This window comes from Kitasatospora purpeofusca, from assembly GCF_036010405.1.
GTDB lineage: Bacteria > Actinomycetota > Actinomycetes > Streptomycetales > Streptomycetaceae > Kitasatospora > Kitasatospora purpeofusca.
Genome location: NZ_CP108561.1, coordinates 2,029,611 through 2,043,018, shown reverse-complemented (window position 1 = coordinate 2,043,018; position 13,408 = coordinate 2,029,611). Strand labels below are relative to the sequence as shown.

6 protein-coding genes are annotated in these 13,408 nt (G+C 74.8%); 5 read left to right on the top strand and 1 reads right to left on the bottom strand.

What is annotated here, in order from left to right:
* Positions 1-231: 231 nt before the first annotated feature.
* The 3 genes from OG715_RS08790 (at position 232) to OG715_RS08780 (ending at position 4,708) form a co-directional block, all read left to right on the top strand.
* Complete coding sequence (locus OG715_RS08790; protein ID WP_266275795.1) at positions 232-3,021, top strand: ricin-type beta-trefoil lectin domain protein; 2,790 nt, start codon at positions 232-234, stop codon at positions 3,019-3,021.
* A 198-nt stretch (positions 3,022-3,219) separates the two neighbouring features.
* The gene (locus OG715_RS08785) at positions 3,220-3,891 is read left to right on the top strand and encodes a hypothetical protein (protein WP_266275797.1); all 672 of its coding nucleotides are present in this window, start codon (positions 3,220-3,222) and stop codon (positions 3,889-3,891) included.
* On the top strand, positions 3,863-4,708 hold the full coding sequence (locus OG715_RS08780; RefSeq protein ID WP_266275799.1) for an inositol monophosphatase family protein: 846 nt from the start codon (positions 3,863-3,865) through the stop codon (positions 4,706-4,708). Before OG715_RS08785 ends, OG715_RS08780 begins: the two co-directional genes overlap by 29 nt.
* Positions 4,709-4,727: 19 nt before the next feature.
* On the opposite strand, the gene OG715_RS08775 is transcribed toward OG715_RS08780, so the two are convergent.
* Positions 4,728-5,930 carry an ArsB/NhaD family transporter gene (locus tag OG715_RS08775; protein WP_266275801.1) on the bottom strand — a complete coding sequence of 401 codons (1,203 nt, stop codon included), beginning with the start codon at positions 5,928-5,930 and terminating at the stop codon, positions 4,728-4,730.
* Positions 5,931-6,090: 160 nt separating this feature from the next.
* Between OG715_RS08775 and OG715_RS08770 the strand changes: the two genes are divergently transcribed.
* Both OG715_RS08770 and OG715_RS08765 read left to right on the top strand, forming a co-directional pair.
* A complete protein-coding gene (locus OG715_RS08770) occupies positions 6,091-12,057 on the top strand; it encodes a WD40 domain-containing protein (RefSeq protein ID WP_266275803.1) in 5,967 nt (1,988 codons plus the stop codon).
* 91 nt (positions 12,058-12,148) lie between these two features.
* Entirely contained in the window at positions 12,149-13,366 is a 1,218-nt protein-coding gene (locus OG715_RS08765; RefSeq protein ID WP_266271214.1) for an IS30 family transposase, read from the top strand.
* Positions 13,367-13,408 lie beyond the last annotated feature (42 nt).

Here is a 13,408-nt window from a genome sequence, read left to right as displayed (position 1 = left end):
TGCACAGATCGGGGCACGTCCGGCGCTCGCGGAAACGGGATTGCCAGTCCGGATCGCCACGCACTAACGTTCGACCGCGCACCGATCATCGAAGTGCGCGAGCGTCATCTGACATGTGATCAGAATGCGCACCACACCCGGACAAATCCCCTCGTTCGCGTCGACAGCGGCAGTCAGCCGGCGGTCGGCCGCGGACCGAGGGGTCCTGCTGCGAAGGCGAACTGACACCTCATGCGAGAAACCCGTTCATCCGCGCCGCCGCGCGGCCGGTCGGCGAGGCACCTGGCGCCGCTGCTCGCGATCGGCCTCGTGCTGGCAGCCCCCGGAGCCGCGTTCGCGGATCCCGGCGCGACCCCGACCGGCGCCCCGGCCGATGCCTCGACCAGCGTCCCGACCAGCGTCCCGGCGGGCGCTCCGACCAGCGCCCCGGCTGATGCTCCGACCGGCGCTCCGACCAGCGCCCCGGCTGATGCCCCGACCAGCGCCCCGACGGCCCAGGAGGCCGCACCGACGGCCGAGCAGGCTCCGGCTCCGGCCCAGGCTCCGACCCCGGCCGCGGACGGCCCCGCGCCGTCCACCCCCAGCAAGCTGTACGTCAAGCCGCAGCCCGTGGACCAGGGCGGCGACGGCTGCGGAGCCGGCGCGCCCGGGTGGATCGGCAAGACCGTTCCCCTGGCCGACGGCACGTCCGACGTCAGCCTGTTCGCCTGGAGCGGCGCCGCGCAGCCCGGCGTCGGTACCGTCACCGTCGGCTTCCGGGTCTGGGACGCCACGGCCGGCGAGTCCGGTGACTCCGGCGGCGTCACGCGGACCAGCCAGAGTGTCGGTGCCAACGGAGGCTGGGGCCAGGCCACCGTCGGCCGCGCGCTCGTGGACGGTCACCAGTACGGCTGGAACGCCTGGACCACCGGTGGCGGTGTGAACAGCCCCGTGACGGCGGACTGCGCCTTCAAGGTCGACCTCTCCGCGCCCACCCTGGCGTCCATCGCGCCCTCCTCGGTGTTCCCGCCGCAGGGCAGCGGCGCCACGCCCACCGGCTATGCGGGTGACCCCGGCATCACCGTCCGGGTCACCAGCAAGGACCCGGTGCCGACCGGCTGCGCCGACGGCTGCCTCGCCAGTGGCGTCCGGGGGTTCCGCTACACCCTCAACGGTCGCTCCTCGGCCGGTGGTGCCACCGGGACCGTCCCCGCCTCCCTGGCCGCGGACGGCACCGCGTACGCCGATGTCCCGATCAGCGTCGGATCCGGCGACTGGGGCTCGCACCAGTTGACGGTCAGCGCTGTCGACGGGGCGGGCAACTCCGACCCGCGGATCGCCGGCTACAACTTCTACGCCCCGTGGAAGAAGGACCGCCCGGACGTGGCCGGCGACGTCGACGCCGACGGCGTGCCCGACTACCTGGCTCCGGCCGCCGACGGCTCGCTGGCACTGTTCCGGGGTGGCAGCGGTGGCACGTCCGGGCCGGAGACGGCGTCCCCGGCCGCGAGCAGCCCCCTGCACGACGACTGGAACAACTACCTGCTGGCCCACCGCGGGGCCGTCGTCGGGGACGGCGACTCGCTCTTCGCCTACCACAAGGGCACCAAGCAGCTCTTCGTCTACGCCAACGACGGGAACGCGACGCCGAACCCCCTGTTCGGCCGCTTCACCCGCTCCGTCGGTCCGCTGGGCGGGAACACCGTCTGCCGCGGGGGCGTCGACGGCACCTGGAACCACATCACCGGGATGACCGCCGTACGGCGTGGCACCGGTGGGACCGGTCTGGTCACCGTCGAGCAGGGCCACCTGCGGTACTACAGCAGTGTCCGTAGCGGCCAGAACAACTGCCTCAACCCCGGTGTCGAGCTCGGGGCTCCGGGCGAGGACTGGAGCGGCTTCACCCTGATGTACCCGGGTGAGGTCAACGGCGTGCCGACCCTGTGGGTGCGGGACACCGTGACCGGGGCCGTCACCGGCCTGCCGCTGCCGCTGGACGCCACGGGCAAGGTCGTGCAGGGCTCCGCGCCGCTGCCGCTGCCCGCCCACAAGCCCCTGACGTCGGCGCTCCAGGGCGCCGGTGGTGCGGGCCTGTGCGCCGACGTCGACCACGGGGGGACGGGCAACGGCACCGCAACCGTGCTGGGGACCTGCTCGGACCAGGGCGCCGCCACCAACCAGGCGTTCACCTTCGGCACCGACGGTTCCGTGCACGTCCTCGGCAAGTGCCTCGACGTCACCGGCGGCAACACCGCGAACGGCTCGCCCGTCAACGTGTGGGACTGCAACAGCAGCTCGGCCCAGATCTGGGTGGCCGGCCCCTACCCGGGCACGCTGAAGAACCCGAACGCGGACAAGTGCCTCGACGCCGGGGCCGGTGCTGGCGTGGGCGACCGCCTGGTGATCCAGGACTGCCACGACGGAGCGAGCGGTCGCTGGACGCTCTCCGCCGCCCACTCCCTGCTTCCGTTCGGGCTCGCGCAGGGTGCCTTCCCCGCCGTGGACTCTCCCGGCGACATCAACGGCGACGGCCACCCGGACCTGGTCGTCACCGCCGCCGACGGCCGGGCGTTCCAGTACCCGGGCGCCGCTCCGGACGGGGACCTGCCCCGCTTCGGCGGGCCGCTGGAGCTCGGAGTGCGGCTCTTCGACCCCTACAGCGTCGTCTCCGTCTACAGCCAGGGCCGCTGCCTCGACAACTTCGGTGCGCCGAACGGCGGCCCGGTGCGCCTCTACGACTGCTGGAACGGCGCGAGCCAGAAGTTCGCCTTCGCCTCCGACGGCACCCTGCGCACCGGCGGCCGTTGCGTGGCCGTCGAGGACGACCGGACCGACTGGGACGCGCCGGTCGTCATCACGGACTGCCGGGGCGCCAGCGGCCAGATCTGGCAGTACCGCGAGGACGGCTCGATCTACAACCCCGCCTCGGACACCTGCCTGGAGCTGCCGGCCTGGAACGACGCCAACAGCACGCCGCTGGGCATCTGGAAGTGCTACGGCAACGCCAACCAGGTGTGGACCCTGGCCCCCAACACCGCCTGACCGCAGCACCGGACACACCCCCGGGCCCGCGACGCATCACGCGTCGCGGGCCCGGGGCCGTCCCGGGGCCGTTGCCGAGGTCGTCCCGGAGCCGTTCCCGAGGTCGCCCCGGGCCGTTCCGCGCGCCCGGCCTGTCCGCTCTATGGCCGTCAACTCGGCACCGGGCCTAGCATGTTGACGGGGAGTACTGGGGGAGCGATGAACGAACTCTTCACGACGCTCGACCGGGCCGCCGGGCGTACTGCCGCCGGGCCGGGGCTGGACGGTCTGGTGGGCGGGCTGCTGGCGGAGGTGGCGGACGGCAGACGGGTGCTGCGGGCGGTGGACCACCCGCTGGGGTTCTACTGCCTGCCGGTGCTGCGCGAGGGCGCGCTCGGGGTGTGTGTGCACGTGTTCGACCCGGTCAGGGCCGCCGGGCAGCGCGAGATCCACTGCCACAGCTGGGAGCTGAAGAGCAGCGTGCTGTACGGGCGGGTCGGCAATCTGCGGGTCGGTGTGCACGACGAGGCCGCGCGGCCGAGCCACCGGGCCTTCGAGGTGTACAGCGACGCGGCCGCGGGGGTGGACGAGGTCCGGCCCACGGCGCGGCTGGTCCGCTGGGAGCCGTTGGGCGAGGAGGTCAGCGGGCGGGGCGGGACGTACACCCTGGCGGCGGGGGAGTTCCACGTCACGGCGCTGCCGGACGGCGAGCCCGCCGCCACCGTGGTGCTGGGCCGCACCGTGCCGGGGCCGGTGGACGTGGTGCTGGGGCCGGTGGACGGGGGCGCGCGGCGGGTGGTGCGGCGGTTGTGCGACGCGGACCGGACGGCCCGGATCGCCGGGGAGGTCGCCAGGAGGATCGGTGGACGGGACGACAGCGGCCCCGGGTGAGGGGGCGGGCGGATTCGCCGAGGAGTGCCGGGTGGCGGTGGAGGCCGCGGAGGCGGCGGGCGCGCTGCTGAGGTCGCGCTTCCTGGGCGCCTTCCGGGTGGACACCAAGGGCACGGACGGCGACGTGGTCACCGAACTCGACCTGCTCGCCGAGGAGCTGGTCACCCGCCGGCTGGCCGGGCGCTTCCCCGCCGACCGGATCCGGGCCGAGGAGGGCGGCGAGGTGGCCGGGCCGCCCGGCAGCCGCCGCACCTGGCTGGTCGACCCGCTGGACGGCAGCAACAACGTGGTCGTCGGCCTGCCGGCGTACGTGGTGGGCATCGCGCTGTGCGTGGACGGGGAGCCGGTGCTCGGGGTGGTGCACGACCCGGTGGCCGGCCGCACCTGGCGGGCCGTGCGCGGCGCGGGCGCGTACGGGCCCGGGGGGCGGCTGCGGCTGCCGGTGCGGCCGCCCGGCGCCGGACGTCCCGTGCTCGGCTGGACGCAGGGGCACGGGGTGGGCGGCGACCCGGTGGCGCGGGCGCTCAAGGACGGGCTGGAGGGCGGCGCCCGCCGGGTGCTCCAGCTCTGGGCGCCGCTGCTGACCTGGGCGCTGCTGGCCGGTGGGCTGATCGACGGTTTCGTCGGCTACCGGGCGGAGGAGATCGACCTGCCGGCCGGCTGCCTGCTGGCCACCGAGGCGGGGCTGGAGGTCCGGGGGCTGGACGGCGGACCGTTCAGCCCCCGGACCGGGCAGCCGGAGACGGCCCGCAGCTATGTCGCGGGCCGCCCGGAGCTGCTGCCGTACCTGCTCGATCTGGTCGCCGGAGCCGTCTGACACCTCAGCGGAGCGGCTCTCACACCGTCAGCGCGAGCGCCGCCGTCGCCAGCGCGACGCCGCCGACCGCCAGCACCGCGCTCGCCCCGGCCACCCCGCGCAGCGGCACCCGCAGGCCGGCCGAGCGGCAGCGCTCGTACCAGAGCAGGGTGGCCAGCGAGGCCCAGGGGGCCACCAGTGGGCCGACGTTGGTGCCGATCAGCAGCGCCAGCAGCTGGCTGTGGTTGCCGGCCGGCACCGCGGCCTCCCCGGCCAGGTAGACCGGGAGGTTGTTCAGCAGGTTGGACAGGCCCGCGCCGACCGCCGAGGCCCGGAACAGGCCGAGGGTGCCGCCGTCGGTGCCGATCGCGTCGGCGAGCAGCCGGTGCAGCCCGTGCGCGTCCACGGTCTGCACCACCAGGAACATGCCGGGCACCATCCCCAGCAGCCGCCACGGGATCAGCGAGGCCCGCAGCGCCTGCGGCCGTCGCAGCGCGAAGGCCGCCACCACCACGGCCGCCGCCGCGCCCGAGGCCACCCAGAGCGGGACGACCGCCGCCAGGCTGGCCACCAGGAAGCCGGCGCAGGCCAGCGCGCAGATCCGGAACAGCACCCGGTCCCCGGGCCGGTGGGCCGCCGGCGGCCGGTAGCCGTCCGCGCCGCGCCGTCCGCGCCGCCAGTAGAAGGCCCACAGGCAGGCCATGGTGGCCAGCAGCGCGGCCAGCTGCGGCGCCCACATGGCGCGGGCCAGGCCGGCCGGGGAGAGCGCGACCCGGTCGGCGGCCAGCAGGTTGGTGAGGTTGGAGACCGGCAGCAGCAGGCTCGCCGTGTTGGCCAGCCAGACCGTGGTCATGGCCAGCGGCAGCGGGGCGATGCCGACCCGGGTGGCGAGGGCCAGCATGACGGGGGTCAGCAGCACGGCGGTGGTGTCGAGGTTGAGCGCGGTGGTGGTCAGCGCGGCGAAGCCGACGCAGAGCAGGAACAGCGCGGGATAGCTGCCCCGCCCGGCCCGTGCCACCCAGGCCGCCACCACGTCGAACACCTCGGCCGCGCTGGTCAGCTCGGCGAGCACGATCACCGAGCCGAGGAAGGCCAGCAGCGGCACGATCCGTTGGAAGGCCGACCCGGCGGCGTCCGCCGGGAGGAGCCCGGTGGCGAGGAACAGCAGGCCGCAGGCGAGCAGCCCCGCCGCCAGCAGGTCCAGGGGATGAAGCCGTTTGACGGCGGGCCGGTACGCGAACACGGACGTCAGGGTCGCACACGAGGCGATTCGGGTCGAGACTGCCCTGCGAACATCCGGCCACCGATCGACCCGGTGTTCGTGCGGTGCGGCGGAAAAACCACCCGAATCCATTGCGGTGAAACAGGGTTGAGTCCCCCGTGATCGGTCATAAGCTCCTCCCATGGGGGCTCTTGACGCGATCCCGGGTGGCCCCGGGCCGATCGACTTCTTCATCAGCTACTCCCCGGCCGACGAGCGCTGGGCGGCCTGGATCGCCTGGACCTTGGAGGAGGCGGGCTACCGGGCCTTCCTCCAGGCCTGGGACTTCGTGCCCGGGACGAACTTCGTCGACTTCATGGACCGGGGCATCACCGAGTCCGCCGCCGTGATCGCGCTGCTCTCGCGCAACTACGAGCGCTCCCGCTACGGCCGGATGGAGTGGCAGGCCGCGCTGCGCGCCGACCCGGACGAGCCGGAACGGCGGCTGGTGACGGTCCGGATCGAGGACATCCCGGTGGACGGCCTGCTCGCCACCCTCACCTACATCGACCTGGTCGGCGTCACCGAGCCCGACCGCGCCCGGGGGCTGCTGCTGACCCGGGTCGCCCAGGCGATGGAGGGCCGGGCCCGCCCCGAGCTGTCCCCCGGCTACCCGGGCAACGGCAACGGCTCCCCGACGGGGACAGGCACCGGCACCGGCAGCGCCCAGGACCTCGCCCCCGCCCCGCACCCGGGCGGCGACACCGGCCGGGCCGGCCGCCGCCGCCCCACCGCCCGGCCCGAGTACCCGCAGGCCGTCGGCCGCGCCGCCGGACGCGAGGCGGTCTCCGTCCTCCACCTGGCCGGCCCCGCCTTCGGCCGGGGCGCCGACCCGGTCGACCTCCAGTCGGCCCTCTGGGGCGACCTCGTCGAACTCGCCGACGCCGGCGCCCCCGCGCCCGAACTCGTCGTCGTCACCGGCGACCTCACCGCCACCGGCAGCCCCCGCGAGTGCGAGCAGGCGCTGACCTTCCTCACCGGGATCCGCTCCCTGCTCGGGCTCGAACCGCACCGGGTGGCCGTACTGCCCGGCGGCCAGGACGTCAGCCAGGCCGCCTCCCGTGCCTACTTCGCCACCTGCGAGGCCGACGAACTGCGGCCCGCCGCGCCGTACTGGCCCAAGTGGCGGCACTACTCCCGGCTGTTCCAGGAGTTCTACCAGGGCCTGGACGTGGTCTTCGACAGCGCCCAGCCGTGGACGCTCTTCCCGGTGCCCGAACTCGGCACCGTCGTCGCCGGGCTCAACTCCTCGATGGCCTGGACCCATCGGCCCGAGGACCGCTACGGCTGGCTCGGGCCCGAGCAGGCGGCCTGGTTCGCCCAGGCGCTGCGCCCGTACGAGAACGACGGGTGGCTGCGGATCGGCGCGGTCAGGCACCCGGTCGCGACCGGACAGGCTGGACATGCCGGACAGCCAGGGCAAGCCGGCCAGGCCGGGCCCGGTGCCGCCGAAGGCGTCGAACCGCTGCGCGACGCCGACCGCTTCACCCGGCTCACCGCTCCCCGCCTCCACTTGCTGCTGCACGGCCCCGCCACCGCCGCCGCCACCCACGCCGACGGCCCCGGCCGCGGCCCCGCCGCGCGCCCGTTGCCCCCGCACCTGCTCGCCACCACGGCCGGCGAACTGCCCGTGCTCGGCGCCACCGCCCCCGGCGCCCACCAACTGCTCCGGCTCACCCGCGACGGCCTCACCCGCTGGCCCGCCTCCGCACCCGCCTCCGCGCCCGGCAACCCCACCGCCGCCACCGCCCCGCACCGCCTCACCGTCGCCTGGCGCCGCGCCGAGCGCGCCTTCCCGGCCCCCGCACCGGCCCCCCGCTCCGGCCCGCCGCAGCTGGAGGAGTCCCGGGCCCCCGCCGACACCGACCACGAGACCCGCGCCCTCGCCTCCCCCCAGGAGGCCCTGCTGGCCCGGGTCGCCGAGGTCTGCCGCACCCGCCACCCCGGTGCCCAGATCCGGCCGGTGGCCGGCACCACGACCCAGCTCTTCGTCACCTGGGCGGCCGAGTCCGGGCTGGTCCGCCAGCAGCGGGTGGCCGCCTGCGTCGGCACCCCCACCGAGCAGGAGGTCGAGCAGTTCGTCGACGCCGTGCACGCCGACGGCGCCGGCCTCGACGCGGAACTCGTCCACGACGGACCGCCGCCCTCCCGCGAACTGCGCGACCGGGCCCGCCGCCGCGGCGTGCGACTGCGCAGCTTCCTGGAGTTCCAGGGCCTGCTGGACCTGCGCGGCTACGTCGGCGCCCAGACCGAACGGCTCGCCACCGACAGCCAGTACCACCCCGACCTCTACCTCGCCCAGCGCTACCGCGACGCCGAACGCCCCGCCGCCGACGAGCACGAGGGACTGGTCGACGAGCTGCTCCGGCTGCTGGACTCCGACCACGGCCGCTTCGTGCTGCTGCTCGGCGACTTCGGCCGCGGCAAGACCTTCGCCCTGCGCGAGCTGGCCCGCCGGCTGCCCTCCGAACTCCCGCACCTGGCACCCCTGTTCATCGAACTCAGCGCACTCGACAAGGCGCACTCGCTGGACGGCCTGGTCGCCGCCCACCTCACCGAGCACGGCATCGACACCCTCGACCTGCGGGCCTTCCGCTACATGCTCCGCCAGGGGCGGGTGGTGCTGCTGTTCGACGGCTTCGACGAGCTGGTCAACCGGGTCAGCTACGAACGCGCCGCCGACCACCTCCAGGTGCTGCTGGACGCCGCCGTCGACAACGCCAAGATCGTCGTCACCAGCCGCACCCAGCACTTCAGCTCCCACGAGCAGGTGCTCACCGCCCTCGGCGAGCGCGTCGGCCTGCTCCCGCAGCGCCGGCTGATCGCCGTCCAGGACTTCACCCCGCACCAGATCCGCGGCTACCTCGGCAACCGCTACGGCGACGAGGAGACCGCCGCCCGCCGGATGCGGCTGCTGGAGGCCGTCCCCGACCTGCTCGCGCTGTGCCGCAACCCCCGGCTGCTGAGCTTCGTCGCCGACCTCGACCACGACCGGCTGCGCGCCGTCGCCGGCGCCGGGCGGGCGCTCAGCGCCGCGGGCCTGTACGAGGAGGTGTTCACCTCCTGGCTGCGGTTCGAGGAGCGGCGCGGCCACGGCGGCCCCGGCGCCGCGCCCGGCCTCGGCCTCGACCAGCTCTGGCAGGCCGTCACCCTGCTCGCCCTGCGGCTGTGGGAGAGCGGGCGCAGCTCCATCCCGCTGGACGAGATCGTCGACATCGCCGGCGTGCTCAACGGCCTCGCCGACAACCGGATGCCCACCCCGCAGGTCGCCCACGCGGTCGGCTCCGGCAGTCTGCTGGTCCGCTCCGACGAGGGCATGTTCCACTTCATCCACGGCTCGGTGGGGGAGTGGCTGGTCGCCCGCGCCGCCGCCGAGGCGCTGGCCCGCGCGGACACCACCCTGCTCGCCCGCGGTTCGCTCAGCCGGCTCGCCGTCGAGTTCCTCTGCGACCTGGCCGACCACCAGGCCTGCCAGCGGTGGGCCCGCTCCGTCCTGGACGCCCCCGAGACCGCCACCGAGGCGGCCCGGCTCAACGCGGTCAAGGTGCTCGACCGGCTGCGCGTCCCCGCCCACACCGACCTGCGCGGCGCCACCCTGGCGGGCGAGGACCTGTCGCACCGCGACCTGTCCGGCGTCGACCTGTTCGGCGCGGACCTGCGCGGCGCCCGGCTGCTCGGCGCCAACCTCTCCGGCGCGGACCTGCGCGGCGCCCGGCTGGCCGGCGCCCGCCTCGACTCCGCCGACCTCACCGGCGCGGACCTGCGCTTCGCCGATCTGCGCGGCGCCCGGCTGGTCCGCACCGACCTGCGCGGCGCCCGGCTGCGCGGCAGCCACTGGCAGCGGGCCGCGCTGATCTCCGCCGTCACCGACGAGGAGGTGCTCGCCGCCCCCGAGCTGGCCGCCGCCGCGATCGCCCCCGGGCTGCCCGTCGAGGCCGGTTTCAGCCCCTCCGAGGTCGGCGTCCCCTACGGCTTCGACGTGCGCTCCACCCGGCTGCCCGAGCCGGTCGCCTTCAGCCGGGACGGCCATCTGCTCGCCGTCGGTTCCGAGGACGGCAGCGTGCTGATCTGCGACGCCGTCACCGGCATCGCCCTGCGCACCCTCAAGGACCACATCGGGCGGGTCTACTCGGTCAAGTTCGCCGACGACGTGCTCGCCACCGGCAGCGCCGACGGCACCGTCCGGCTCTGGGACCCGGTCTCCGGCGAGTGCCGCCACCGCCTCGACGTGCACCTCGGCGGCGTCTGGCCGCTCTCGGTCTCCCGGGACGGACGGCTGGTCGCCACCGGCGACCTGAACGGCGTGGTCACCCTCTGGGACACCGTCACCGGCGAGCCCCGGCACCGCCTGCCCGGCCACGCCGCGCCCGTCTACACGGCGGTGTTCAGCCCCGACGGCGCGCTGCTGGTCACCGGCGACCAGCGCGGCGGCGGCCGGCTGTGGTCCACCGCGAACGGCCGCCGGCTCGCCGAACTCCCCGGCCACCGCGGCACCCTCTACCGGTCCGCGTTCAGCCCGGACGGCACCCTGGTCGCCACCGCCGACGGCGGTCCCGACGACGGCACCGGCGGCACCGTCCGGATCTGGGAGGTCGCCTCCCGCCGGCTGCGCCACAGCATGCCCGGCCACGCCGGACGGATCTACACCCTCGCCTTCCACCCCGACGGCGACCTGCTCGCCAGCGGCGACACCGAGGGGCAGATCCGGCTCTGGAACCCGCTCGACGGCACCGCGGTCGGCCGCCCGGAGGACTCCACCGGCAAGATCTACCAGGTCACCTTCGACGAGGCCGGCACCCGGTTCGCGGCCAGCGACAGCGACGGCGGCGTGCGGGTCTGGCGGGTCGGCCCCGCCGACGGCACCGGCGGGGCCCGGGAGGTGACGCCGCTGCGCCGGCAGCCGCCCGAGCACCGGGGCTCGGTCTGGGCCTGCCGGTTCCGGCCCGGCTCCGGCCGGGGCGGCGCGGAGAGCGACCCGCTGCTGGTCACCGGCGCCAACGACGGGCGGGTCCGGCTCTGGGACCCGTCCTCGGGCCGCAGCCGCCAACTGCTGCGCGGCCACGGCCGGCGGATCGGCTCGCTCACCTTCAGCGGTGACGGCACCCTGCTGGCGGCCGGCGGCAACGACGGGCGGGTCCGGCTCTGGGAGCCGTCCACCGGCCGTCGGCTGCGCGAGCTCTCGGGCCGCAGCAGCCGGCTGGTCTCGGCCGTGTTCAGCCCGGAGGAGGCGGTGCTGGCCACCGCCACCAACGACGGCGACCTGTGCCTGTGGAACGCCCGCACCGGCGAGTACCTGCGCGAGATGGACGTCGAGACCGAGCACGTCTGGGCGGAGGCGTTCAGCGCCGACGGCGTCCTGGTGGCCACCGCCAACGACGACGACACCGTCCGGATCTGGTACCGGCGCACCGGGGCGCACCTCAACACGCTCCGCGAGCACCGGGGGCGGGTCCGCTCGATCGCGTTCAGCCCGGACGGGCGGCAGCTGCTGACCGGCTGCGACGACAGCCGGGTGCGGATCTCCGACATCGACGCCGGGCGGGTGGTGGCCGAACTCGACGGCCACACCGACCGGGTGTACGCGGTCTCGCCGGCCGCCGACAGCACCTGGCTGGCCAGCGCCTCCTGGGACGGCACCGCGGTGATCTGGGTGGACCGGGCCGTCCGGCACCGGCTGACCGGCCACGTCGGCCGGCTGTGGACGGCCGCCGCCCACCCGAGCCGCCCGCTGCTCGCCACCGCCGGGGACGACCGGGTGGTCCGGTTGTGGGACCCGCTCGCCGGGACCGAGGTGGCGGGGCTGCGCGGCCACACCGGCCGGATCCTGGCCGTCACCTTCAGCCCGGACGGCTCCCTGCTGGCCAGCGGCGGCGAGGACGGCACGATCCGGCTCTGGCGCGTCCCCGAGGAGGGCCGCCCCACGGCCCTCGCGACCCTGCTCGGCACCCCTGACGGCTGGGCCGCCCTGCTGCCCTCCGGCGCCTACAAGTGCGAGGGCGACGTCGCCGGCGAGTTCTGGCACGCCGTCGGCATGTGCCGCTTCGAACCGGGCGAACTCGACTCCCACCTGCCCGGCGTCCACCGCCTGCCCCCGGAGGCCCTGCTCTGAACCCCTCCGGGGATGTGGGAGCGCACGGGGAGGGCCCCGCCGGTGGCTTGGGTTCTAGGAGTCGTTGCAACACCCCAGCTCAGGGGATGCGATGGACTTCGAGATCCGCAAGGACCGGAAGCCTCAGGGGACCAGGAAACTGACCGCTGAGCGGGAGGCATACTTCCGGCTCATGCAGCAGGGCTACAGCAGTACGGAAGCCTGCCGGATCGTCGGCGTCAACGTCCGGACCGGCAAGAAGTGGCGTAATGGCCATCACTCGCCCGGTGGGCAGAGGAAGGCGGTACCTCCCATCCATGTGGAGGTGCCGCCTTCCGGTCCGTCCCGGTACCTGCGCGAGGCCGACCGCATCCACATAGCAGACCGGCTGCGGGAGAAGGTCGCCATCCGCAAGATCGCCGCCGAGCTCGGTCGCAGCCCCTCCACGATCAGCCGCGAGATCGCGCGCAACCGCCACCCGGTCAACGGCCAATACCGGCCGCACGCCGCACAGGCCCGGGCCGATGCCCGCCGGCCCCGACCCAAGCCCGGCAAGATCGGCCAGAACCCCGAACTGCGGGACTTCATTCAGCATCATCTGGGCAGGAAGTGGAGTCCGGAGCAGATCTGCCAGGCTCTGCGTGCACAGTTTCCCGATCGACCGGAGATGCACGTGGTCCACGAGACGGTCTACCAGGCCCTCTACGTCCAAGGCCGCGGCGAACTGCGCCGGGAACTGGCCGCCGCCCTGCGGACCGGACGCGCCCGGCGCAAGTCGCACCGCCAAGCGGCCTGCCGCCAGCCGCGGTTCGTCACCCCGATGGTCATGATCAGCGAGCGCCCCGCCGAGGTCGAGGACCGGGCGGTGCCCGGCCACTGGGAGGGCGACCTGATCATCGGCAAGGACGGCGGATCCGCGATCGGCACCCTGGTCGAGCGCGCGACCCGCTATGTGATGCTCCTGCACCTGGCCGAGGGCCGAACCGCCGAGCAGGTCCGCGACGCCCTGGTGACCATCGTCCAGACCCTGCCCGGCCACCTGGTGCGCTCGCTGACCTGGGACCAGGGCTCCGAGATGGCCGCCCACGGCTCGTTCACCCTGGCCACCGACATCCCGGTCTACTTCTGCGATCCCGCCAGTCCCTGGCAGCGCGGTTCGAACGAGAACACGAACGGCCTGCTGCGGCAGTACTTCCCCAAGGGCACCGACCTGTCCGCCCACAGCCCCGAACAGCTGGCCGCCGTCGCCGCCGAACTCAACGGCCGCCCACGCAAAACGCTCGGCTGGGAAACCCCAGCCGAGCGCCTGCATAAACTGCTCGCGGCCTAGACAACCGACCACGTGTTGCAACGACCCCTAGAAACCGCCTGG